General features: G+C 68.4%; 18 protein-coding genes. 12 read left to right on the top strand and 6 right to left on the bottom strand.

Annotated elements, in window-relative coordinates; genetic code table 11:
- Nucleotides 1-146: 146 nt before the first annotated feature.
- Together VB080_RS10630 and VB080_RS10625 are read left to right on the top strand one after the other, a co-directional pair.
- Nucleotides 147-1,553: a PLP-dependent aminotransferase family protein gene (locus tag VB080_RS10630; RefSeq protein ID WP_323418419.1), complete on the top strand. Its 1,407-nt coding sequence runs from the start codon at nucleotides 147-149 to the stop codon at nucleotides 1,551-1,553.
- A 90-nt stretch (nucleotides 1,554-1,643) separates the two neighbouring features.
- Complete coding sequence (locus VB080_RS10625; protein WP_323418418.1) at nucleotides 1,644-2,132, top strand: hypothetical protein; 489 nt, start codon at nucleotides 1,644-1,646, stop codon at nucleotides 2,130-2,132.
- Nucleotides 2,133-2,448: 316 nt separating this feature from the next.
- Here VB080_RS10625 and VB080_RS10620 read toward each other — a convergent pair whose 3' ends face one another.
- Nucleotides 2,449-4,908 (bottom strand): ATP-dependent DNA ligase, encoded by a 2,460-nt coding sequence (locus VB080_RS10620; protein ID WP_323418417.1) that lies wholly within the window; start codon nucleotides 4,906-4,908, stop codon nucleotides 2,449-2,451.
- A gap of 152 nt (nucleotides 4,909-5,060) precedes the next feature.
- Here VB080_RS10620 and VB080_RS10615 point away from each other — a divergent pair, with 152 nt between their 5' ends.
- Together VB080_RS10615 and VB080_RS10610 are read left to right on the top strand one after the other, a co-directional pair.
- Complete coding sequence (locus VB080_RS10615; protein WP_323418416.1) at nucleotides 5,061-5,888, top strand: Ku protein; 828 nt, start codon at nucleotides 5,061-5,063, stop codon at nucleotides 5,886-5,888.
- A 306-nt stretch (nucleotides 5,889-6,194) separates the two neighbouring features.
- Complete coding sequence (locus VB080_RS10610) at nucleotides 6,195-6,401, top strand: cold-shock protein (RefSeq protein WP_323418415.1); 207 nt, start codon at nucleotides 6,195-6,197, stop codon at nucleotides 6,399-6,401.
- A gap of 106 nt (nucleotides 6,402-6,507) precedes the next feature.
- Here the strand turns inward: VB080_RS10610 and VB080_RS10605 are convergent, their stop codons facing one another.
- Nucleotides 6,508-6,978: a hypothetical protein gene (locus VB080_RS10605; RefSeq protein WP_323418414.1), complete on the bottom strand. Its 471-nt coding sequence runs from the start codon at nucleotides 6,976-6,978 to the stop codon at nucleotides 6,508-6,510.
- On the bottom strand, nucleotides 6,975-7,151 hold the full coding sequence (locus VB080_RS10600; RefSeq protein WP_323418413.1) for a hypothetical protein: 177 nt from the start codon (nucleotides 7,149-7,151) through the stop codon (nucleotides 6,975-6,977). Before VB080_RS10600 ends, VB080_RS10605 begins: the two co-directional genes overlap by 4 nt.
- Before the next feature lie 285 nt (nucleotides 7,152-7,436).
- On the opposite strand from VB080_RS10600, the gene VB080_RS10595 reads away from it, so the two are divergent.
- From VB080_RS10595 to VB080_RS10585, 3 genes are all read left to right on the top strand, one after another.
- Nucleotides 7,437-8,999: an SLC13 family permease gene (locus tag VB080_RS10595; RefSeq protein ID WP_323418412.1), complete on the top strand. Its 1,563-nt coding sequence runs from the start codon at nucleotides 7,437-7,439 to the stop codon at nucleotides 8,997-8,999.
- A 241-nt stretch (nucleotides 9,000-9,240) separates the two neighbouring features.
- The gene (locus VB080_RS10590) at nucleotides 9,241-11,916 is read left to right on the top strand and encodes a LuxR C-terminal-related transcriptional regulator (RefSeq protein ID WP_323418411.1); all 2,676 of its coding nucleotides are present in this window, start codon (nucleotides 9,241-9,243) and stop codon (nucleotides 11,914-11,916) included.
- Nucleotides 11,917-11,979: 63 nt separating this feature from the next.
- Nucleotides 11,980-14,523, top strand: coding sequence for a hypothetical protein (locus VB080_RS10585; RefSeq protein WP_323418410.1), 2,544 nt, complete (start codon nucleotides 11,980-11,982; stop codon nucleotides 14,521-14,523).
- 149 nt (nucleotides 14,524-14,672) lie between these two features.
- Here the strand turns inward: VB080_RS10585 and VB080_RS10580 are convergent, their stop codons facing one another.
- Together VB080_RS10580 and VB080_RS10575 are read right to left on the bottom strand one after the other, a co-directional pair.
- Complete coding sequence (locus VB080_RS10580) at nucleotides 14,673-16,340, bottom strand: AbgT family transporter (protein WP_323418409.1); 1,668 nt, start codon at nucleotides 16,338-16,340, stop codon at nucleotides 14,673-14,675.
- An 11-nt stretch (nucleotides 16,341-16,351) separates the two neighbouring features.
- Nucleotides 16,352-17,839 carry a leucyl aminopeptidase family protein gene (locus VB080_RS10575; RefSeq protein WP_323418408.1) on the bottom strand — a complete coding sequence of 496 codons (1,488 nt, stop codon included), beginning with the start codon at nucleotides 17,837-17,839 and terminating at the stop codon, nucleotides 16,352-16,354.
- Nucleotides 17,840-17,992: 153 nt separating this feature from the next.
- Here VB080_RS10575 and VB080_RS10570 point away from each other — a divergent pair, with 153 nt between their 5' ends.
- The 3 genes from VB080_RS10570 (at nucleotide 17,993) to nhaA (ending at nucleotide 20,502) form a co-directional block, all read left to right on the top strand.
- Nucleotides 17,993-18,433 carry a hypothetical protein gene (locus VB080_RS10570; protein WP_323418407.1) on the top strand — a complete coding sequence of 147 codons (441 nt, stop codon included), beginning with the start codon at nucleotides 17,993-17,995 and terminating at the stop codon, nucleotides 18,431-18,433.
- Nucleotides 18,433-18,705, top strand: coding sequence for an SHOCT domain-containing protein (locus tag VB080_RS10565; RefSeq protein ID WP_323418406.1), 273 nt, complete (start codon nucleotides 18,433-18,435; stop codon nucleotides 18,703-18,705). Before VB080_RS10570 ends, VB080_RS10565 begins: the two co-directional genes overlap by 1 nt.
- 519 nt (nucleotides 18,706-19,224) lie before the next feature.
- A complete protein-coding gene (gene nhaA / locus VB080_RS10560) occupies nucleotides 19,225-20,502 on the top strand; it encodes a Na+/H+ antiporter NhaA (RefSeq protein WP_323418405.1) in 1,278 nt (425 codons plus the stop codon).
- A 39-nt stretch (nucleotides 20,503-20,541) separates the two neighbouring features.
- On the opposite strand, the gene VB080_RS10555 is transcribed toward nhaA, so the two are convergent.
- Nucleotides 20,542-21,306 carry a class I SAM-dependent methyltransferase gene (locus VB080_RS10555; RefSeq protein ID WP_323418404.1) on the bottom strand — a complete coding sequence of 255 codons (765 nt, stop codon included), beginning with the start codon at nucleotides 21,304-21,306 and terminating at the stop codon, nucleotides 20,542-20,544.
- Between the two features lie 174 nt (nucleotides 21,307-21,480).
- On the opposite strand from VB080_RS10555, the gene VB080_RS10550 reads away from it, so the two are divergent.
- On the top strand, nucleotides 21,481-22,251 hold the full coding sequence (locus VB080_RS10550) for a 6-phosphogluconolactonase (protein ID WP_323418403.1): 771 nt from the start codon (nucleotides 21,481-21,483) through the stop codon (nucleotides 22,249-22,251).
- Between the two features lie 35 nt (nucleotides 22,252-22,286).
- A complete protein-coding gene (locus VB080_RS10545; protein ID WP_323418402.1) occupies nucleotides 22,287-23,255 on the top strand; it encodes an ABC transporter substrate-binding protein in 969 nt (322 codons plus the stop codon).
- Nucleotides 23,256-23,275 lie beyond the last annotated feature (20 nt).

Here is a 23,275-nt window from a genome sequence, read left to right as displayed (position 1 = left end):
CACCTCGCCATCGAGTTGCCGTTCGCCCGGCTTTCCATTTCTAACGGGCGTGTCCTGATGCTAAGTGGCACCCCGCGACGTCACACTGGTCCAGTTCTGGCATACTGGTCCATGATTCGTTGACGCTCCTCCGCTAGGAATGGGGTGTGGCTCATTTGCAGGTTTCATCGATCGATGTCGCGGAGTTGACCCGGCAACTCGGCCAGTGGACGAGGACGCACGACACCCTCGCCAGGTCGTTGTCGGATGCGCTGGTGCAACTCATGGACGCCGGGCTGCTGCCGGCTGGAAGTCGGCTGCCATCGCAACGCGAGTTGGCCGCGACGCTCGGCACAGCCCGCGGCACCGTGGTATCGGCCTATGACTTTCTGCAGCGCGAGGGCTATGTCACAGCCAGACAGGGGTCAGGTTTCTGGGTGCGGTCGGACTCGGCGCGCGGGCGCAGTCGGATGGGAGCGCGGATGTTCGCGTTCACCAGCAACTCGGCTGACTGGATCGACCTTTCTAGTGGCGCGCTTCCAGCCTCCTCCGGGGTGGCAGCGGCGATCGCGGCGCTGGGCAGGAACGACTTGGATCCCTATCTGCCCACCGACGGCTACTTCCCGATGGGGTTGCCCGGTCTGCGGCGCCAGATTGCGGCTCACTACACCAGGGATGGACTGCCGACCCAGCCGAACGAGATCCTCGTCACCAGCGGGGCGCAACAGGCAGTGTGGCTGGCGGCAGCAGCCTTTGCCGGTGTCGGCGTCACGGTCCTGGTTGAGGAGCCGGGCTACCGCGGCGGGCTGGAAGCCTTCGCTGCGACCGGCGCCACCGTCGAGGGCATTCGGGTGGTGAACGGCGGAATCGATGTCGATCTCGTCCGCCAGCTCGGGCCCAAGGCCCAGGTGTTGTACTGCCAGACCAGCATTCACAATCCGACCGGGGCGACGATGGCATCGAATGCGCGCCGTGAGCTCGCGGAGGTCATCAACCACTATGGAATCCTGACCGTTGAGGACACCGTCGCGCGGGATCTGGTGCTGGCGGCTACCGCACCGGCACCGGTGCTCGCCGGCCTGGTGGATCCCGAACTGCTGGTCACCATCGGCACCGCGTCAAAGTTGTTCTGGGGTGGGTTGAGGATCGGCTGGGTGGTCGGCACGGAGAAGCACCTGCGAGCAATCCTGCAGTGCAAGCGTCCGATCGATCTGGCGGCGTCCCCCCTCAATCAGCTGATCACCGCGCACTTGCTCGACAGTGCGGCGCAGGCGCGGCGGGAACGGCAGCTCAGCCTTGCGAAGTCGTTGGAAGCCACCGAGGCGATCGTGCACGAGATCTTCCCCGACTGGACCTGGGAACGGCCCCACGGCGGCTCCGGGTTGTGGGTGGACACGAAGTTGGATGCCGTGGCCCTCACCGAGACCGCAAAGCGGGTGGGCGTACTGCTCGCGCCCGGTCCCAGCTTTTCGTCCTATCGGGGGTTGCGGAGCAAGCTCCGGCTTCCGATCTGGCACGAGGCCGATGTGCTGAGCGAGGGGCTGGGTGCGATAGCGGGGGCGTTTCCACATTGATCTCGGGCTCGGGACGGATCGTCCTCTCGGAGGAGATGGTGCGCCTGCGGGGAGGATGCGGTGGGTGACGTATCTGGTCAGACTGGGAGCATGAACGCCGAACTCAATGTCGAGTCGTCCCGTGCGGAGGCCTGCGGACGCACGGTGCCCGCAGGACGACCTTCCGCAGGGGGGCTGCTACGGCTGGTGGTCGCCTTCCTCTGCGGGACCGTCCTGGTCACTCTGACCGGCTGCGGCGGCGATGTCAGCCGGGCGACGGTGAGCCTCGGCGAGTCGGCGATATTCAGCCGCGCCGACCTCCAGTCGGCCGCCGACGCCATCATGACCAGGTTCGAGGGGTTCCGGGGCTGCACACTGGTGAAGCTGGCGTACGACGAGAAGGCGTCCGAGGAGCAGGGGACGCCGGCCTCGCCCGACCCACACGGCGGCGAGGTTGCCGTCTTCACCTCGGAGTTCACGGTTGACTGGACAGGCGGCGACGGCAGCCTGGCCCCGAACTCCACCAACAGCTGGACCTGGGAGGTCAGGCGCCCGAACGCTGCGTCGCCGTGGACGGTGGCGAACTACGGGGCTGCGTAGCGGTTGGCCTTGGTGCTGTCGAGGTTTGATGGACGAGCTGACAAGCCCACCCCGATTCGGACACGAAATTGGGAGAACGCGGTTGGGTACGAGATTCCCGTGGCCGGAACCGGTGGTGCAGCCGCGTTTCGCCGCCAGCGCGGGCAGATAGGTGCGCGCGACTCCGGACGGCCCACCCCCCGAACCACCGGACCAGTCACACGATCAGCCCACGCCGTCACCCGACCACACACGCCAGGTTGCCGTTTGGCCCCGAGTGACGCGTCGCTTGGCCGGATGGACGCCTGACCATTGCGCCTGTGGTGACCGTGGGTGGCTATGGTTCCCACGACACCTCCCCCACACCGACATCCGGGCGCCAACCGCGCCAGGCCGGCTGCCGGAGCCGCCCTGCGGGCGTCACGCCGGCGTGGTTGACCTCGCCGACCAGCCTGGGGGTCACCCAGCGCGCGTCCCGTTGCTCGGTGGCCGGGACATCCTCCACCGGCGGGGTCTTGCGTTCGATCCGCTGCAGCTTCCGCTCGAACTCGGCCAGCCTGCCCACGGGCAGCCCGGACCCCACCCGGCCGGCGTAGTGCAGCTCGCCGTCGTCCCCGGGCACGGCCATGAGCAGGGAGCGGAGCCGTTCCCGGTCGTCCAACCGCCAGCCGATCACCACCACCGCCTGGTGACTGCGGTGCTTGAACTTCAGCCACTGCCGTGACCGCTGACCCGGCCGGTAGACCGAGTCGAGCCGCTTGGCGACGACGCCCTCGAGGCCCTGGTCGCGACTGTGGGCAAGGGCGGTGGCGAGATCGCCGTCGAACCCGGACGGGACCCGAATCCGGTCGCTCGGCGTGACCGCTGCGGCCAGCACCTCGCGGCGAGTGCGGTAGGGCGTGCGCAGCAACTGCCGCTCGGTGCCGTCGACGGTGAGCGACAGTACGTCGAAGAGCATCAGCGTGACCGGGACGCGTCGGCGCAGTTCCGCGGCCCGGCGCGGATCCGGATTGATCCGCTGCTGCAGCAGGGAGAAGTCGGGACGGCCGGCCCGGTCGAGGGCGACGATCTCGCCGTCCAGGATCGCGGCGTCTGCGACCACCGCGTCCGCGAGCTCGGCCAGCTCGGGGTAGAGCGCGGTGACATCGCTGCCGTTACGGGAGACCAGACGGACCTGCCCGTCCGCCACCAGGCAGATTGCCCGCACGCCGTCCCACTTCACCTCCAGCGCCCACTCCTCGCCGTCGTCGAGCTCGGCCGGCCTGCCGGGGGTTGCCAACATGGGGGACGGGACAACCGCGGGGAAGCCCGCGGCGGCAGCGGCTGGCGCTGCCGCTGAAGCTGCCTCGGTCGGTGCGTCCGACGGGTGCACTGTCGCCGTCTGGTCAGTACCGGGCTGCTCCCGGGTGAGGATCAGCAGCCAGTCCGCCTTCTCGCCCGCCCCGCTGGTCCGCACCAGCGCGTACCGGCGGGGGACGCCACCCAGGCCACCGTCCGGTCGGCCGTGCAGCACGGCGATCACCTCGTCGGCGCGCCATTTCTCCACCTCGATAGTGCCGGCGTCCCAGATCGTCACCGTCCCACCGCCGTACTCACCCTTCGGAATGACTCCCTCGAAGCTTCCGTAGGCCAGCGGGTGATCCTCGGTCTGCACGGCCAGCCGGTGCGGTTCGTGGGTGAGCGGCGGGCCCTTCGGCACCGCCCAGGACACCAGGACACCGTCGTGCTCCAGCCGGAAATCCCAGTGCAACCGGCGGGCGTGGTGCTCCTGGATCACGAACCTCGGCGGGGCGGTGTCGTCCGGGGTTTCGGGCACCGACGACGGGACCGGCTCGGGAGTTCGGGCGGAGTCGCGCTTGGCCCGGTAGCGGGTGAGCCTGTCGTGGCTGCCGGGGGCCTGCTCGAACCCCCAGCCCTGGTCGGCGATCGGGTCGAGGTCCGCAGCCACCCGTTCGAGCACTTCTCGATAGTCGAGTTGGCGCAGGTTCGGGTCGTCGAGCTCGTCCCAGGTGCGCGGCGCCGCCACCGTCGGGTGGGTCCGGCCCCGCAGCGAGTACGGGCAGACCGTGGTCTTTGCTCCGTTGTTCTGCGACCAGTCGACCAGCACCTTCCCGTCACGCAGGGCCTTCCTCTGGGTGGCGACCACCAGGTCGGGCAGATCCTGTTCCAGCGAGACGGCGAGTTGCCGCGCCAGCTCGGACGCCTGCTGGGTGGTCGTCCGCCCGTCCAGCGGGACGTAGAGGTGAATGCCCTTCGCGCCCGACGTCACCGGCACCGGCGCCAGTCCCATGCCGGTGAAGATCTCCCGCACCGCCCGTGCCACCTCGGTGCACTCCGGCAGACCGGTGCCGGGTCCCGGATCCAGGTCGATCACCAGCCGGTCGGGGTGCTGTGGGACGCCGTTGGCGCCGAACCGCCACTGCGGGACGTGGAGCTCCAGAGTGGCCAGCTGGGCGAACCAGGCCAGCACCGCGGCGTCGTTGGCCAGCGGGTAGACGTTCGCGTGGCTCTGGTGCGTGATGCTGGCGGTTGGCACCCAGGCCGGAGCACCGTCCTCGAGATCCTTGCGGAAGAAGGCCTGGCCGGGGTGGTCGGCGGTTCCGACGCCGTCCACCCAGCGCTTCCGGGTCGCGGGCCGCCACGCCGCCTGGGGGACGAGCACCGGTGCCACCTGCAGGTAGTACTGCAGCACGTCGCCCTTGGTGGTGCCGGTCTCGGGATAGAGCACCTTGTCGAGACTGGACACCTGCAGGGTCACCTCGCCGACCCTGATCTGCCGGGTCTGGTTCGTCGCCACCTGCCCTCCTTTCACGGCGGCCAGCCGCCGTGCGAGTGGGTTCCACCCTAGCCACGGCCTTGTCGCGGCGGCACCGCGGGCGCCGCCGAAGGGGTAACCTTCCCCGTCCGGCAGCGGTACCACACCGCCCACCGGGCTGGTTCACTGGAGTGATGAGGGCTATCTGGACCGGGAACATCGCCTTCGGACTCGTGAACGTGCCCGTGAAGGCCTACTCGGCCGTCGAGGACCACGACGTCCGGCTGCACCAGGTGCACAACAAGGACGGTGGGCGCATCCGCTACCAGCGCAAGTGCGAGGTCTGTGGCAAGGTCGTGAAGTACGAGGACATCGACAAGGCCTACGACGACGGCGACACCACGGTGGTACTCACCGAGGACGACCTGAAGACCGTGCCGGCCGAGCGCTCGCAGGAGATCGAGATCCTGCAGTTCGTGCCCTCGGAGCAGATCGAACCGATCATGTTCGAGAGTTCCTACTACCTCGAACCGGATTCCAAATCGGCCAAGGCTTACATTCTGCTGCGCCGCACCCTGCAGAACACCCAGCGCACCGCCATCGTGAAGTTCACCCTCCGGCAGAAGACCCGGCTGGGCGCGCTGCGGGTGCGTGACGCGGCGCTGGTGCTGCAGTCGCTGCTGTGGGCCGACGAGGTGCGCGAGCCGGATTTCCCCGCGATCAACGCGAAGGTGCAGATCTCCGACAATGAACTGACGATGGCCAGCACCCTGGTCGAACAGTTCTCCTCCGATTTCACCCCGGAGGAGTTCGAGGACGAGTACCAGCGCGAGTTGCGCCTCCTGATCGAGGAGAAGATTCGCAACGGCGAGGTGACCAGCACCGAGGAGACCTTCGGCCGGCCGGCTGAGGAGCAGCCGTCCGCCGATGCCGAGGTGATCGACCTGATGGCCGCGCTGAAGCGCTCGGTGGAGCAGCGGCGCGACCAGGCGTCGGCGAAGAAGGCTGGCGGATCTCGCTGAGTCGGCGTGACCCCGCGCGGGCTGTGGTTGGCGGCCCGATGACGGACGTCCGGTCACAGCTTGTGGCGATAGGGGGCGGGTTCAGGGGGTCGGCGAACTGCGGTAGTGGCGGATTCTGGTCTCAGAATTCGTGGTGACGCTCGGGCGACTGCTACGGTTGGCGCGTTGTTGTTTGTGTACTTCGTTTGCTTGTTCGGTTAAGCCGCTGGTTTTCCAGCGTTGGTCGTTGCGGGAAGCGTTTGTTCCACTGCATCACCTGAGCTCCGCGACCGCGGTTGCTCCGCTTCCTATCAAAGGAGAAACATTATGGCTACCGGTACCGTCAAGTGGTTCAACGGTGACAAGGGCTTCGGCTTCATCGCTCCCGAGGACGGCTCGGCCGACGTGTTCGCCCACTTCTCGGCGATCAACGCGACCGGCTTCCGTTCGCTGAACGAGGGCGACCGCGTGAGCTTCGACGTCCAGCAGGGCCAGCGTGGCCTGCAGGCGGCGAACATCACCGTCATCAACTGATCTCGCTCTTCCAGCAGGGCCCGGTTCCGGCCGGGCCCTGCTGCATGTCCCGGTGAGGCAGAGGCCTGCCAATCCCACAGGCCTGCCAATCCACGGGCCGCCGAACTCAGCCGTCGATGTGCAGGTCAAGCACGTCCAGGGCGAGCGCCTCAAGCTCCCACAAGGTGTCGAAGAGTGTCTGATCGGTGGTGAGCGGCCTCACGAGCGTCGTCGACGGAGGGTGCTGGTGGACGTGCGCCCCCTGCAGCGTTGCCGCGATCAGAGCAGCGACGTAACCCTGCACCTCGACCGTCACACAGGGCCCGGTAGGTAACTGCGCCGGTTGCTCGGCCTGGGTTCGCCCGGCTTCACCAGGTTCGACCCGCTCGACGGAGCGCAGCACCAAGCCGGCGTGCTGCAGTCGGTGCAGCAGTCCCCACTGCTGCGTGGCGTCCAGCAGCGGGCCCCGCAACTCGACGCCGGAAGGAGTCCGGGTGACGACCAACTCACCAAGGTCAGGGTTCACAGCTGCCGCCAGGTCCCCGTCCGCTCTGATGCACAGTTCTCTGGAGTCTCCCGGGCCGTTGGCGATGGTCACTTCCGCCGCCTTGCCACCAGCCAGCCTGTGGCGAGCCCGGCCAGGAAGACGCCGGTCAACGTCACCCACAACGGGGCGGAGATGCGGAGCACCGCCAGGCTGATCTCGGTGGGTTCGCGGTTTCCTGCGATGAAGACCACGGCCAGTACCGCGATGAGCAGACCCAGGACCATCCGCGGGGTGATTCTGGGTTTTGATTCAGACTTGGTCGTCTCACTCATCGTGTCAGCCTTCCTGCAGTCGCTCGGCAATCCTTGGACGATTGTCGGGCCACGCCGTTGCTGCCGACTCCCCCGTGACGGGTGATGTGCTGCGGCCGAGCCGGTTCCAGACTGCTGGGGTTCGCCCGGACCCCCGGCGCGACGGAAGGAGAGCGTGCACGTGACTGTCTCCCGGCGGATTCTCCGTTGCCTGGCTGCGGCTGGAACGCGCACCCTGCACGTCCGGAAAGGCTGACCATGTCCGAGAGCGGCATCGCCCTGATCATCTTGGCGGCTGCTGTCCTGCTCTTCGTCTGGGACCGGCTGCCGATCGCGGTCATCGCCTTGTTGGTTCCGTTGGCGCTCTGGGCCACCGGAGTGCTGGACCTGGGTGAGGCGGTGGCCGGGTTTGGCGACCCGACGGTGCTGTTCATCGCTGCCCTCTTCGTGGTCAGCGAGGCGCTGGACTCCGCCGGCGTGACGGCTGCGGTGGGCGGGTTCGCCATGCGCCTGGGCGGTACCAGCCCGTCACGGCTACTCACCACGGTGATGCTGATGGTGGCGTTGCTGACGGCGCTGATCACTCCCAATGGATCGGTCGCGGCACTGACGCCGGTCATTGTGGTGATCGCGATCCGGGCCCGGCGGTCCCCGTCCGAGCTGCTGATGCCGGCTGCCTTCGCTGGCCATGCGGGATCGCTGTTGCTGCTCATCGGGAGCCCGGTCACGGTGGTCGTGGCCGACTACGTCGAATCCTCGGGGGCGGGCCACCTGGGATTGTTCGGCATCGGGCCGATCGGGCTGGTCCTGACCGTGGCGACCATCGGAGTGGTGCTGCTTTTCGGCTCTCGGCTGGTGCCGCACCGTACCTCGGACACCGTGCTGCGCGACCTCAGCTCCCACGGTCCGCTGCTGGCTGACCACTATGGGCTCAATGATCCCGGACCGGCGCTGATGCGGCGTGAGAGCGGGGTTGCCGAGTACGTGGTCCCGCCCCGCTCCCGCTTCATCGGCGACCGGGTGTATCCCGGCATGGTGACCGAGTCGGGTGAACTTGTCGTGGTTGCCATGCACCACAAGGGACACCCGGTCGATGGGCCGGGGCGGCTCGCCTCCGGTGACTCGCTCATCCTGCAGGGGAGTTGGCGGGCGCTGAACAACGCCGCCAGCGATCCCGATCTGATGGCTGTGGACGATCCCGAGGCCGTCCGGCGGCAGGCAGTTCCGCTGGGATCCGGCACCAAGCGCGCGCTCAGCGTCCTGCTGGCGATGATCGTGCTGCTCGCCACCGGACTGGTGCCAGCGGCCGTGGTCGGTATCCTCGCCGCCATCGCGATGATTCTGCTGCGGGTGGTCACCGTCGAGCAGGCCTACTCAGCGATCTCCTGGACCACGATCATCCTCGTCGGCGGCATGATGTCACTGTCGGCGGCGATGGTGAGCAGCGGAGCGGCGCAGCTCCTGGCCGAAGGGCTGGTGTCCCTGGTGGGAAGTGCCGGGCCTTATGCGCTGCTCGCCGGACTTTTCCTGATCACCGCTGTGCTGGGTCAGCTGATCAGCAATATGGCCACGGCCCTGATCGTGATCCCGATCGGTCTTTCGGCGGCGGCGCAGATGCACATCTCCGCGATGCCGGTGCTGGTGGCAATTGCCGTGTTCGCAGCCGCCGCCCTGCTGACTCCGGTGGCCACGCCGGCGAACCTGATGGTGCAGGAGGCTGCCGGCTACCGGTTCGGGGACTACTGGAAGCTGGGCCTCCCACTGCTGCTGTTGTACGGCCTGGTCGGCGTCTTCGCCGTTCCGCTGCTGTGGCCCTTCTGAGACGGTTGTCCTCGTCGTCCGGCTGGTGCGCCGGCAGGCCATCGGAGGTTCGCCGTGCCCGGGAGGCACTGATCCCCGCTTTATGGGGGTTGGCTACCCACCCGGGGAAAGTTAGGCTCGGCATTTGTGAGGTGGACCACGGACGCCTGCCAGGACTTGGCGTGACCAGGGTCCTGCTGCTGTGGTCGTCCACCACCGTTGCTGCCGGCCACGGCGAGGTCACGGTCGCCAGGTCGCCGCAGTGAGCGGGATCGCAGAGCTTCCGGTCTCTGATTCCCGGCTGCGGGTTCCCGCTCGTTCGGAGCTGTTCCTCCATCGTCCCCGGTTGGTCGAACTCCTCGACCAGGCTGCTGGACGGCCAGTCACGCTGGTGACAGGTCCCGCCGGCACCGGAAAGACGCTGGCTGTCGCCGACTGGACCCGGGAGGGGACGACGTCCGGGCCGGTGGCATGGTTGTGTCTGGGCCGGGAGCACGCATCCGCGTCGCAGCTGTGGCGGTCGCTGCTCGCCGCACTGATGACCGGCCTCGGTCCCGGGCCCTTCCGCGACCTGGAGTTGCCGGACGCACCCGACACCGAGGTGCTTCATCACCTGGTCCGCAACCTGGGCAAGCCCGTCCACATCGTTCTGGACGATCTGCAGGAAGTGGACGAGGGGACGGCCCTCGACTGGCTCAGCCAGCTCTTGCGCTGGCCACCGGACGACCTGCGCTTCGTCCTGATCTCGCGCCATGATCCGCCGATCAACCTGCACCGGTTGCGACTGGAGGACAAGCTGGCCGAGGTGCGCCTCCCCGATCTCGCCTTCACCTCGGCCGAGTCCCGCGAACTGCTGGCCACCTGGGGACTGGCCCTGGAGGAACCGGCTCTCGCGAGGCTGGTGGATGCCACCGGAGGCTGGGTTGCCGCCATCCGGTTGGCGGCGCTGACGCTGCGTAGCTCGGACGACCCGGCCGTGCTGCTGGAGCGCTTCACGGGCCCGACCTTCCTGGTCGCCGACTTCCTCTGGCGCGACGTCCTCGGCCTGCTGCCCGGGCAGTACGCGGAGTTTCTGCTGCGCACCTCGGTCTCGGAGCGGATGTGCGGTTCGCTGGCCGCCGCGTTGACGGGGGAGGAGGACGCCGCAGCGTTGCTGCGCACGCTCGCGCACGAGCAGTTCCTCACCCACGAACTGGAAGGAACCGGGTGGTATCGCACGCACACCCTGCTGAGAAAGGCTCTTCTGGCCCGGCTCCAGACCGACCGGCCCGCGCTCGCCCGTGAACTGCACCGCACAGCGGCGCTCTGGTTCGAAGCGCAGCAGTCCTGGAGCGAAGCCCTCGACCAGGCGATCTCCTCGCGGGACTGGGAGTTCGCGGGCCAGCTTGCCGCCCGCTCCGGCGTGGCACTGTGCCTGGGCCCGGAGGCGACGGCCTTCGCTGACCTGATGAAGCGAGTGCCGGAGAGTTCTGCCCACGATCATCCCGAACTGGCCGTGGCCATGGCCTTCGCAGCCCACAGCCGGGGCGACGAAACTGCGACGGAGCGCTTCCTGCGGCTCGCTGAGGCGGCGGATGAGCTGCCGGAGCCGCGACGATCGGTCTGTGCGCTGGCCAGCTGTGTGATGCGCGCCCGGCGCGCCCACGCCGCGATCGACCCGATCGCGATGCGGCTGGCCGCCCGAGAGGCCGAACAGCTGCTGAGCAGGTTGAGCTACTCCGACGCTCCGGGCTGGGTCCACCACCAGGCGCAGGTCCGGGTGATCCGCGGCGAGGCCGAACTGTGGGCGGGATGGCGCGACGTGGCCAGCCAGGTTCTCCGCTCCGGTCTGGCCTCGTTGCCGTCGGAGGTGACCGACAGCCGGGCCCGGATCGGCCTGCTGGGACTCCTGGCCCTGTCTGAGTATGGCGTGAGCGCGGAGGACACCGCGCGCCGGACAGCCGAGGCGGCACTCGACCTTGCCCGGACGTCGGGGAAGACCCTGGGAGAGGAAACCAAGTGGGCCTGGCTGGCGCTCTGCTTCATCGAAACCCTCGCGCGCGACGTCCGTGCCGCGACAACCATCGCCCGCTGCGCACAACTGGTCAACGTCCACCCCTGCCCGTTCTCGGTCGCCCTGCTCCAGGTCATTCACGCAATCGATGACCTCTCCCGGGGAGATCTGGCGAACGCCCGCCGCCGGCTGGTCGCCACCGGAGCAGCCCCGGGCGGTCAGAGCGGTCTGATTGCCAGCTACGTGGCGATCGTGCGGATTCAGGCGGAGTTGGCGGCGAAGAATGTCGACCAGGCCCGAAGCATCATGCAGGACTACGACCGGGTCACTGCCCTGGAGACCGCCGCGCATGGCTCGGTACGCGACGACCTGGTCTGCGTGGCGCGCGCACAGCTTCAACTGGCGCTCCACCAGCCTGAACAGGTGCGCCCCACCCTGGCGCACCGGCTGACCGGCACCGGAGCCTATGCCGCCGCGGCCTGGTTGTTCGTCGCGCTGGCCGAGGACCAGATGCGCCACGACATGCTGGCGACCCAGGCCATGTCGCAGGCCATTCACCTCGCGGCGGCCCAGCAGCTCATGTCGCCGTTCCGTCGTCCCAGTGCCGCCATCCCGGCCCTGCTGCGTCGCCACCTGGTGGTGGACGGCAGCCATCGGGAGTTCGTCGAGAAGCTGCTGGCCGGCGTCTCGGCGGAGCGCGCGGCAACGTCCGTGCCACCCGTGGAGCCGCTGACCGAACGGGAACGGGCCGTCCTGATCTACCTTCCCACCATGGCCGCCAACATCGAGATCGCGGACGCGCTGAGCATCTCGGAGAACACCGTCAAACAACACCTGAAGTCGATCTACCGAAAGCTGGGCGTCCACAACCGCAGGGAGGCCGTGCACGCCGCCCGCGAGCATGGGTTGCTCGGGCTACGTCAGCCCGACCCGACCGGCCCGTGAGCGGGTCGCAGATCCCCCACCGCGGGTGGTCCGCCCTGAGCGTCGGCAGATGACAATGACGCCATGTCGACCGGTGCGCCACACCAGGCCGGGAAGCCGGCAGCGGCAGCCGGCCGGTGGTGGGCTGTGGGGGTGCTCGTGGCGGCTGCCGGCGCTGCAGTTCTCGTCCTCACCCGCAGATACCCGCGGCGGGCGCTGGTGGCGGTGAGGCCGCCAGCTGCCATGCCGACGGGCCTGAGCGCGGCAGAAGCCGAGGCCCGGTATCTGCGGGGCGAGGCCAAGGCGGCTCCGCGCTCCATCATTCGGTCCGCGAGGAGTATCGGGCGCGAGAGCGTCTTCACCGTCTTCCACCTGAACCTGGTCGGCCTGGCGCTGGTCCAGGTTCTGCTGTTGAACGAGTGGTTCGCGGCTGTGATGACGGTGGTCATGTTGGGCGTGAGCATCGGGATCCGGACGGTTCAGGAGAAGCTGGCCGGTCGCAGCCTCACCCAGCTCCTCCAGACGACCAGGTTGCGCTACACCGCGGTGCGCGACGAACGGCCGTGCAGCGTGCCGCCGGAACGGGTGGTACCCGGTGACCTGCTGCTGGTAGGCCCCGGCGACCAGTTCCTCGGCGACGGCGTCTACCGTGGCACCAGGCCCGTCCTGATCGACAGTTCCGCGGCCGACGGCGTCCGGGGAACGCGGCAGCTTCGGCCAGGCGGACGGGTCCTGGCGGGCAGCTACTGCGTGTCGGGACGGGGCAGCTATGTCATCCAGACGCTGGGCCCCGACACGTTCATGGCGCAATCCGCCCCAAGCCGGCAACGAAACCGCGGCCGGATGAGCCCCCTGGAAGCGGCGGTCTCGCGGATCCTGCAGGTCCTACTGGGCGTGGTGGTGGTGTACGCCGGGCTTTACCTCGCCGAGTTGAACCGCCTCGACATCGGTGAGCCGTTGGAGGCCTTTGTCGATGCCGCGCCCGTCATCTTCAACCTGGCGCCAAGCGGTCTCTACCTGATGATCATCGTCAGCTACATCGTCGGCGCCGCAAGTCTGGCCCGACACGGTGGAGCCGTGACGCGCGCCCGCGCGATCGAGACTCTCGCCGAGACCACGGTGGTCTGTTTCACCGAGGTCGGGATGCTGGCCGGCACCTCGGTGGACCTCACCGTCGTCCGCCACAGCGAGGGAGAACACCCCTCGGAGCCACGCATCCGTCAACTGCTGGGTGACGCCGTACGTTCCACCAGTTCGACCACGGCATTGATGCGGGCGCTGAGTGAGGCTTTCGAGGGTGAGCGCCGCCCGATCAGCGCCGAGGTGCCCTACCTCACCAGCCTGGGCTGGGTCGGGCTGGCCTTTGCCGACGGGGACGACGGAGTCTATGTGCTGGGCAGACGTGAAGCGCTCCAGGCGGCGCTGACCGGCGAACTGCCGGCCCGGCGTCCGGGCGAGGAGGAGTTGGTGGTCGCCTATCGGCCGGACCGGGTGCCGCTGCGGGACGAACAGGGTCGCCCCCAGCTTCCCGACCTGCTCGTACCGCTGGCGATCCTCCACCTGGCCGCCACGGTGCGCGACGGGGCGATGGCCGCAATCCAGGGCTTCGTGGCTCGCGGTGTGCAGGTGAAGGCCTTCGCCGCGGGCTCGGCCGCAGCTTCGCTGAACCGCCTGGTGGACCAGGGCCTGTCCGCTGCTGACGCCGACCACGTCCGGACGCGCGGGCTGCTGTCTCGTGACGAGTTGATGCAGCATCCCCAGTCGGAGTGGGCACGGGTGGTGCGAAGCCGTGCCCTGTTCGGCGGGTTCTCACCGGTGGAGGTCGGACAGATCGTCGCATCACTGCGGGAGGCAGGTGAACATGTGACGGTGGTCGGTGATGGTGTGACCGACCTTCCGGCGATGATCGAAGCGGACCTCGCGGTCGCCCAGCCCGGCAGTGCCCAGGCCGCCGTCGCGCTGGCCGACATCCATCTCCAGACCAACTCGCCACAAGCCCTGCTGGCAATGCTCCAACGAGGCCAGTCGATCGTCCATGGCCTGCTCAACGTCATCAAACTCGACCTCACCATGGTGGTCGCCGCCGCCACCCTCATCATCCTGGTGCGGCTGTTGAGCTCGGGTTTTCCCTACATCTCCGCCCACGGTTCGGCCCTCGGGATCCTCGCCGGCACGATTCCGTCCTTGGCGCTGACCGCCTGGTCGGGGACGGGGCCGGCGCCGTCCGAAGGCTACCGGCGCGCGATCCTCCGCTTCATCCTGCCCGTGGGCATCAGCCTCGCCCTGGTCGGCTTCGTGGTCTACCACCACTTCTTCGCCACGACCGGACGCATGGCCTACGCCCAGCAGGCGGTCGCCTACGTCCTGATCTATGCGGCGCTGCTGGTTGCCGTGATGACCCTGCGGTCGCCCAGGATGATCCTCCTGGCCGCCGGGCTGATGGTCGTGGCCACCGTCCAGGCCGGGGTGCCGCTGACCCGCTGGCTGTGGCGCCTGGGGTGGCTGGAGGATCCTGCCGACTACGCGACGGTGGCCCTGGCCGTACTGGGCTGGTTCGCCGCCGTCCTGCTGGTGCGAACCGTCGTCGGCATCGCCGCAGGACGGCCAGCAGCCGGGCTCCGCCACTGAAGCAGGGCGAGAAGCGCCACGTCGTCGTCCCCCAGGCGGGTCCCTCAGACACGCCAGGACCCCGGTGAACCTCTGCCGAACAGCCCCGGAGGGCCGCCGGAAACCAGTCCGACGGCCCTCCGGGCTGAGGTACATCCCTCCCTGAACCCCTACGGGACGCTCGGCGGGTAGCCGGGCCCGAGCGGAATACCCAGCAGGAACCAGGCGACGAACAGCACGGTCCAGGCCACCAGGATGATGCCGGAGTACGGCAGCATCAGGGCGACAACGGTCCCGATACCGGCCTTCTTCTGATACCGCTGCGCCACGGTCACGATGAACGGCAGGTAGACCATCAGCGGTGTCAGCGCGTTCACCGGGGAGTCCGCGACGCGGTAGGCGGCCAGCAGGGTCTGCGGCGCGACACCCAGCCTCATGAACAGCGGGACGAAGATCGGCGCGAAGATCGCCCACTTCGGCAGGGAGCCCGGCATGATGAAGTCGAGCAGCACGATGACCAGGATGAACCCGATCAGCAGCGGGATGGCGCCGATGTTGGCCTGCTCCAGCAGTTCGGCCAGCGATCCGGCGATCACCGGTGGCAGGTTCGACCAGTTGAACAGGGCGATGAACTGGCTGATCATCATCAGCATCAACACCATGCCACCCAGACCGGCAAAGGTCTTGGTGATCGCCTTGATGACATCACCGCTGCCGGTCATGGTCTTCGCGCCAAGGCCGTAGCAGATGCCGGACACCAGGAACGCCAGCATGATGATGAACAGCAGGCTGTCCATGAACGGCGTCTGACCGATGATGTCCCCCGTCTCCGGATCCCGCAAGGGTGCGCCCGGCGGCGCCGTGAACACCACCACGATCGCAACGATCGTGAGAAAACCGAACAGCGCCATCCGGCTGCCCCTCTTGTCCGCCTCGGGGCTGAGCGCCGCGATCTCCTCGGCGTGGGCGGCCCGCTCCGCGTCCGGCTGCCAGGGGCCCAGTCGTGGTTCGACGATCCGTTCGGTGACCAGCGCCGCGATGAAGGCGATGATGAAGGAGGAGGCGAGCATGAACCAGTAGTTGGCGACGATGCTGATCGGCTCACCGCCGGCCAGCCCGATCGCCTCGTTGGCGATCTCGGTGATCATCGCATCGGTCGGTGTCGGTATCACGTTGACCATGAAGATGGTCGCCACCCCGGCGAACCCGGTCGCCAGACCGGCCAGAGGATGTCGACCGATGCTGGCGAAGGCAGCGGCGGCCAGGGGTATCAGGATCAGATAGCCCGCGTCCGAGGCCGCCGAGGACAGTACCCCGGTGAGCACCAGGATGAAGGTCAGCGCCCACTTCGGAGCCGCCCCGACCAGTTTGCGGATCAGCGAGCCCAGCAGGCCCGACTCTTCCGCGACCCCGGCGCCCATCATGGCTACGAAGGTGACGCCGATCACGGCGAAGCCGGCGAAGTTGTTCACGAACGAGGAGAAGATGAACCGGATGCCGTCGATGGAGATCAGGCTCTTGATCGGGATCTGCTGCTCGACGATCTTCCACTCGTCGGAGGTGTTGTCGGGCGCCGACACGCTGGGCAGGGTGCTGTCCTCATAGTAGTCGTACTCGGCGCCCTGACTGACCGGGACGGCCACCTCTTCGGTGACACTCACCCCGGCCAACTGCAGGCCCCAGGAGAGCACGATGATGAAGAGTATGAGGTAGCAGAACATCAGCGCCGGGTGCGGCACCTTGTTGCCGATCCGCTCCACCGCACCCAGGATGCCCTTCTGGCCCTCGTCGTCCGGGGCGTCGGTGGTCGCTTCCACCGGGCTGTCAGCATTGCTCATGTCGGTCCCCTTCACGCCGCGCTGAAGTTCAGCGCGAGATCGAGCAGCAGCCGGGTTCCGAAGCCGGTCGGACCGTGGTTGAGCCATTTGCGGGCCGCCCCCGACTGCGCGGTTCCCGCGATGTCGATGTGCACCCAGGGCTTGCCGGCGACGAACTCCTCCAGGAAGAGCGCTGCGGTGATGCTTCCGGCGTTCACCCCGCCCATGTTCCGCAGGTCGGCTATCGGCGAGTTGAGTTCGGGGCGATACCGCCGGGCCAGCGGCAGTTCCCACACCGGCTCGTCGACCCGCTCAGCCGCTGCCTTCACCTGGTCCAGCAGGGCGTCGTTGTTACCCAGGACGGCGGCGATCTCGGTGCCGAGCGTTCGCATCGCAGCTCCGGTCAGCGTGGCGATGTCGACGATCGCGTCGACCGGTTCCTCGGTGGCCAGGACGAGAGCGTCGGCCATCACCATCCGTCCCTCGGCATCGGTGTTGATCACCTCGACGGTCTTGCCGCCACGCATCACGACGATGTCGCCCAGCCGGAGGGCAGAACCCGAGGGCATGTTGTCGGTGCACATCAGATAGCCGGTGACCTGAGCCCGGCAGCCGAGGGCTCGCAGCGCGGTCATCGCGCCGAGGATGGCGGCAGCGCCGGACATGTCGTTCTTCATCGTGGCGTGGATCTCGTCACCCGGCTTCAGCGCCAGGCCGCCCGCGTCGTACATGATCCCCTTGCCGACCAGGGTGAGTCTCCCCGTCGGTTCACCGTCGGGGCGATAGACCAGTTTGATCATGGCTGGCGGCTCGGCGCTGCCCAGGTTGATCCCGAGCAGGCCGCCGCATCCCAACTCGACCAGGGCCGGCTCGTCGAAGATCTCCACCTCCAGGCCGGCCTGCGGCCCCAGTTCGGAGGCGACCCCGGCGAGCTTCATGGCCGTCAGGATCCCGCCCGGGGTGCCTGCCAGATCGCGAGCCAACTTGGCAGCCTTGACCACCTCGAGCCCGCGGGTGGCACCGGTTGCGGCGTCGGAGACGGCCTCGTCTGAGACGATGAGGTCGAAGGAGGCCAGCGTGGCCTCCGGGCCGTCGGTCCCGATGCGGTAGACGTAGCGGGCCAGCGCAGCGCCCTCGACGACCGCTGCCGCCGCGTCGCCGATGGGAAGCTCCGTCCGCGGGAGCACCAGCGCCAGCCGGTCCAGCCCCGGGACCGCCCGGGCCAGATAGGAGGCCAGATCGCGCAGCACCGCCGTCGTCACGGCACCGGGGTCGCCACCACCGATCAGGACGTTCACCGGGCCTTCGGCACTGGTCAGGACCAGGGTCTCACCCGGCTGAGCCTTGAAGCCGAGGGCTGCGGCGCGGTCGAGGGACAGCCCGCTGAGCGGGTCGAGGGTCTGCCCGGCGAAGACGATGTGACCGATCGCGCCGACGTCCTCGGGTGCGGCCGCGGCCGCACCTACTCGAAGGGCACGCTGCGGAAGGACGAAGGGTGGGTAAGGGGCAGCGTGAGTCATGGCGAGTCCTCTCTGGAGCGAAACCGGACGAGTGCGATCTCGGGTCAGTTTGCTGCCGGTGAGAGGGGCCCATATCCCCCGTCAGGGGTAGTTTGCAGGAGCTGTCGGCCAACGCCCGGTGCACCGGCCGTGATTCGTGGCATGCTCGCTCCCGTGACCACAGACTTCTACAGCGGGCCGGTCGACTTCGCCGTCTTCGTGGTACCGCTCGGTGCCCGGCTTCAGGACGGATTTCGTGCCCTCATCGAGCAAGTGGCGCGCGGCGCGATCGAGTTGCTCGATCTGGAGATCATCGGCGTCGCCAACGGCGAGCCGGTGCGGCTTGCATTCGCCGACCTCGCCGCCGATGGTGAGGCCAGGTCGGTCGACCTGGCCGAGTTCGAGTCGGACGTCCTGCAGCCGGACGACCTCGCGGCCATTGCCGGTGAACTCCCACCGGAGCACGTCGCCATCGCGGTGATCTATGAGGATCGCAGCCTGGCAGAGGTCGCTGCGGCCTGGGGCCGGCACGGCGGGCTCGAACTCTGGGCCGGCGGCGTCGACATCACCGATCTGGCCGCGAGTCTCGCCGAACTGCCGGAGGAGGAGAACTGATGGGTCTGCTACGAACTGCGGCCCGGGCCTCGGTCGCCGCGAATGTCGTCGGAAACGTCCAGCGGCGCCAGCACCAGCGGTGGGCAGCCGAGGACGCTGCCGCAGCCGCTGCGCGCCCGGCACCACCCGCCCCGCCAGCACCGGCTGCACCGGCCGCGTCAACGAACGACCTGCTCGATCAGTTGACACGGCTCGGCCAGCTCAGGGACACCGGCGTCCTCTCCGAGGCCGAGTTCGACAGCCAGAAGCAACGCATTCTCGCGGGAACCTGATCCGAGAGTGACCGCAGGCTGTGGCTTCGAGGGCGAACTCGGTAGCGGACCCACAGCGACGGCGTCATGTCATCCCGGTCGGCTGCCTCGGGCGCTGAGATCCCGGCCGGTGCCGAACCGTTGATATCCCAGCAGGCCGCTGCCGACAGCACCCTGGCCTGGAGATCGTGGGCGTCGTTCCGGCGGACCTCGCCGAGGCTGGCTGTTCAAGGATGTGTCGCGATTCTGCGCCTCGATGCGCCACGCGTGAGTATTTCCCGCTGGTTGCGCATTCGAGACGCAGTATCGCGACAGCGGCGCAGTCGGCACGTGCGCGCTGGCCCGAACCTGGTGGGCGCGTGCCGGTGCGGCAGCAGGCAGTGGCCACAAGCCTGCCGGCCCGTTGACCGGTCGCGCTGCGGGCGGCCTCAACCGGCCAGCTGGCAGGCCCGGCTATACTCGTCCGCTGGTGTGCCGGGAAGTCTGGTCGGCGACGGTGCCTGCCGTTCGGTAGGCGCCGACCCGATCTGTGGAGGCCTCGTGAACGCGCAGCCGGTACCGGCATTCTCGCGGCCGGCCTCGCTGCGGCGACGCGCTCGCCGGTTCGTCACCCGCGAGACCACCGGCGGGATCCTGCTGCTGGTCGCTGCCGGACTGGCCCTGCTGGTGGCCAACTCCCCGTGGCGCGATGCGTACGCGGCGTTGTCGGCCTGGCGGATCGGCCCGTCGGCCCTCCACCTCGACCTGCCACTGTCGGCCTGGGCGGCGGACGGGCTGCTGGCGGTCTTCTTCTTCGTCGTCGGGGTCGAGCTCAAGCATGAACTGGTCGCCGGCAGCCTGCGGCAGCCCGCCCAGGCCGCCGTCCCGGTCTTTGCGGCGGTCGGCGGGATGATCGTGCCCGCGCTGGGCTTCGTCGGGCTGCTCGTCGCCTTCGGCGAGACCACCGCGCTGCACGGCTGGGCGGTCCCGACCGCTACCGACATTGCCTTCGCGCTGGCCGTCCTGGCCATCTTCGGCCGCGGTCTGCCGAAGGCGCTGCGTACCTTCCTGCTCACTCTGGCCGTGGTGGACGACCTGCTCGCGATCATCGTGATCGCAGTCTTCTACACCGCCAGCATCGAACCACTGGCGCTGTTCGCCTCCCTGCTGGCGGTGGCGGTGTTCGGCGTGCTGGTACGCCAGGCCCGCGGCTGGTGGTGGCTGCTGGTGCCGGTCGGCCTGGTCGGCTGGGCGTTCATGCACGCCTCGGGGATTCACGCGACGATCGCCGGGGTGCTGCTGGGCTTCACCGTCCCGGCCCGCCCGATCCGCGGCGAGGTGCAGCCCCGCAGCCACGTCTTCGACGACGCGGTGCGTCCGTTCTCCGCCGGGTTCGCGCTGCCGGTGTTCGCCTTCTTCTCCGCCGGGGTGACGCTGACCGGCGGCTCGGACCCGGTCTTCGGCCAGCCGGTCTTCCTCGCCGCCCTGATCGCGCTGGTGGCAGGCAAGCTGGTCGGCGTGCTGGGCACCACCGCGCTGGTCACCCGCTTCACCCCGCTGCGGCTCCCGGACTCGATCGGGCTGCGCGACCTGTTGCCGATCGGCCTGCTGTGCGGGATCGGGTTCACGGTCTCGCTGCTGATCAGCGAGCTGTCCTATGCCGACGGCGGCCACATCACCGCCGCCAAGGCCGGCATCCTCACCGGCAGCCTGCTGGCGGCCGTCCTGGGATCCCTGCTGCTGCGGTGGGACGCCCGGGCAGCCCGGGCCGCCGACATGAACCAGGACGGCATCCGGGACGTCGACGTCGAGCCGATCGGCAGCGGCGAGGACGACTGACGCTGGCCACGAGACGGCAAGGAGCGGGACGGCAAGGGCTCAGCGGATGCCGGCCACGACGTAATCGTCGAAGTACTGCCAGACCGTTCCGACCTCGCCGAAACCGGTGCTGCGCAGGGTCTCCAGGTGGAAGCCGAGGGAGACCTTCGGCACCGGCCCGGAGCGGTCCCGCCACACTCGTTCGCGGGCGAGGGCCGCCTCGGCGTAGCGCGACTGCCCGTTGGCCAGTTCCCACCAGGCATCCCAGCTGTCGGCGCCGGTGGCGCGGAGTTCGGCCTGGGTGCGCTCGTCGTCAGCCGCCGCCAACTGCCGCAGGCCAGCGTTGGCGGTCGCGTCGTAGAGCAGGTGGTCACCGTTGAGGAAGACCCCGCCGGGCCGGATCAGGCCGGCAAGCTCGCCGTAGGTTCTGACCAGGACGTGTGGCACCAGCCAGTGCAGCGCCGTCGAACTGACCACCGCGTCGAAGCTGCCGCTGACCCTCTCCAGCCAGGCCGGGCTATCGAGATCGGCGTCCACCACCTCGACCGCCGGGTCGTCGGCGAACACCTCGTCGGCGATGCTCAGCAGGACGGGATCCTTGTCCACCGCCACCACCTGGCAAGCCGGCAGCCGGTCGCGCATCAGCCGGCTGAGCGAGCCGGGGCCGGCGGCCAGGTCAAGGATGCGGGGTCGCTCCCCACCGAACCGGGCCACGGTCCGGGCGATCGTGTCGAACCGGTGCGCCCGATGCCTGATGTAGACGGTCTGCTGGTCGTCCCAACGGCGCAGCAACTCCAGTGCCGAGAGCTGGGGGACGTCAGGCATCACAGGCTCCTTGTCGGCTGGACCACCGGACGGTCTGGCCCGGTACGGAGAACCTATCCGGCCAGGTGGCGGTTGGTAACGATCTGGTGACGAGTTGTGGACACCCTAACATCAAAGGGAAAAACAGTTACTGTTTATCCATCAGTCACTGTCGACCACGAGGAGGCACTGCCAGTGAGAGAACAGAAGTACGGCGAACTCAGCGTCAAGGTTGCCGACAGCCCGGAGGAATTGGGCAACTCGGCAGCGGAGGTCTTCGCCACCGCCATCAAGGAAGAACTCGCCCACGCCGACGAGATCACCATCATCATGGCCCTGGGTGCGGCCCAGGAGTCGTTCTTCGCGGGCATCCTCGCCCGTGACGACATCGAGTGGTCGCGGATCAACGTCCTCCACGTCGACGTCTACCTGGGCGTCGCCAATTCCGATCCGCGCTCGGGCGGCTCAAGGCTGCGCCGCCATCTGCTCGACCAGGTCAAGCCGAAGGCCTTCTACCCGATGCTGGGGGACACCGTCCCGGTCGAGGACGAACTGGCCCGCTATGCCGAGTTGTACCAGCGGCTCCAGCCCGTACTGTGCATCGTGGGCATCGGGGAGACTGGCCACCTGGCCTTCATCGACCCGCCGGCTGACTTCCAGACCTCGTCGATCATGGTCGCCGTCCCGCTCGCGGAAATGACCCGCAGCCAGATCGCCAAGGCCGGTATCTTCGCAACCCCGGACGACGTTCCGCGGTACGGCCTCTCGCTCACCATTCCGGCGCTGGTCGCGCCCCGGCACGTGATCGCGCTGGTGCACGAGCAGGACAAGGCCCACACCATGAAGGACGTTCTCGAAGGGCCCGTGAGCATCATGAGCCCGGCGTCCATCCTGCGCACCAAGCCCGGGGCGCAGCTCTTCCTCAGCCGCGAGGCCGCCAGCGACCTCGACGGTTTCAAAGACTGACCACCACCGACCCATCCACCCAGGAAGCAGGAGACATGAACAAGCGCGTACTCTCTACGATCGCCCTCGTGGGCGGTCTCGCCGTCGCCCTGTCCGCGTGCAGCGGCGCCCCCACGGAGTCCTCGTCCAGCTCGGACAGCACTCCGGCCGCCTCGTCGGCGGCAGGCGCTCTGGCACCCGCCACCGCGACGGCCGACATGATGGCCAAGCTGCCGCAGAAGTACTCCGACGCCGGCGTGCTCAAGGTGGCCACCACCGACGGCAACGCCCCCTGGTCCTTCCTCGACCCCTCCACCCGTGAGGCCAGTGGTGTCGATGCCGACCTGATCAACGAGGCCGCCAAGCGGCTCGGCCTGAAGGTGGAGTGGAGCGACGTCCAGTTCACCGCCGCGCTGCCAGGCGTCCAGGGCGGACGGTTTGACATCTACCTGTCGGCGATGGCGGACCGGACGGACCGCCAGGAGGTGGTCAACTTCATCGACTACTCCACCGAGGGTTCCGCGATCGTGGTGCCGAAGGGCAACCCCAAGAACATCACCGGCTTCGCCAGCCTGTGCGGGCTGCGGGTGAACTACCTCACCGGCTCGCTCTTCCCGCCGCTGATCGAGGAGCTCAACTCCACCGACTGCAAGGACAACAAGATCCAGGCCACCGAGTCGGCCGACAAGCAGGCGATCTACCTGGCGGTTGCCTCCGGTCAGGCTGACGCCACCTTCGACACCTACGGTGTGAGCAACTACCAGTTCAACACCGCCAAGGAAGGTGTCGGGCTGGAGCTCGAGATCGCGCCGGTGCCGCCGTTCGCCCCGGCGAACCAGGGGATCGCCTTCTCCCAGGCCGAGCCGGATCTGCTCTACGCGATGGCCGGTGCCATGCAGCAGATGGTCGAGGACGGCAGCTACCAGGCCATCTTCGACAAGTGGTCGGTCGGTGACCTCGCCCTCACGGCGATCAGCATCAACACGGTCCTGGACAGCAAACTGATGGACTTCTTCCAGAAGTAGCCGTTGCCATGTCCCTCCTG

The sequence above is a fragment of the Propionicimonas sp. genome (assembly GCF_034927565.1).
Classification (GTDB): Bacteria; Actinomycetota; Actinomycetes; order Propionibacteriales; family Propionibacteriaceae; genus Propionicimonas.
Note: the sequence above shows the minus strand (reverse complement) of the source record. Positions and strands in the feature narration are given on the sequence as shown.

Bases quoted from the DNA above. Each gene is read 5' to 3' on its own strand.
- VB080_RS10625 (WP_323418418.1), top strand. From the start codon at position 1,644: ATGAACGCCGAACTCAATGTCGAGTCGTCCCGTGCGGAGGCCTGCGGA.
- VB080_RS10615 (WP_323418416.1), top strand. From the start codon at position 5,061: ATGAGGGCTATCTGGACCGGGAACATCGCCTTCGGACTCGTGAACGTG.
- VB080_RS10610 (WP_323418415.1), top strand. From the start codon at position 6,195: ATGGCTACCGGTACCGTCAAGTGGTTCAACGGTGACAAGGGCTTCGGC.
- VB080_RS10600 (WP_323418413.1), bottom strand. From the start codon at position 7,151: ATGGTCCTGGGTCTGCTCATCGCGGTACTGGCCGTGGTCTTCATCGCA.
- VB080_RS10595 (WP_323418412.1), top strand. From the start codon at position 7,437: ATGTCCGAGAGCGGCATCGCCCTGATCATCTTGGCGGCTGCTGTCCTG.
- VB080_RS10585 (WP_323418410.1), top strand. From the start codon at position 11,980: ATGTCGACCGGTGCGCCACACCAGGCCGGGAAGCCGGCAGCGGCAGCC.
- VB080_RS10580 (WP_323418409.1), bottom strand. From the start codon at position 16,340: ATGAGCAATGCTGACAGCCCGGTGGAAGCGACCACCGACGCCCCGGAC.
- VB080_RS10575 (WP_323418408.1), bottom strand. From the start codon at position 17,839: ATGACTCACGCTGCCCCTTACCCACCCTTCGTCCTTCCGCAGCGTGCC.
- VB080_RS10565 (WP_323418406.1), top strand. From the start codon at position 18,433: ATGGGTCTGCTACGAACTGCGGCCCGGGCCTCGGTCGCCGCGAATGTC.
- VB080_RS10555 (WP_323418404.1), bottom strand. From the start codon at position 21,306: ATGCCTGACGTCCCCCAGCTCTCGGCACTGGAGTTGCTGCGCCGTTGG.
- VB080_RS10545 (WP_323418402.1), top strand. From the start codon at position 22,287: ATGAACAAGCGCGTACTCTCTACGATCGCCCTCGTGGGCGGTCTCGCC.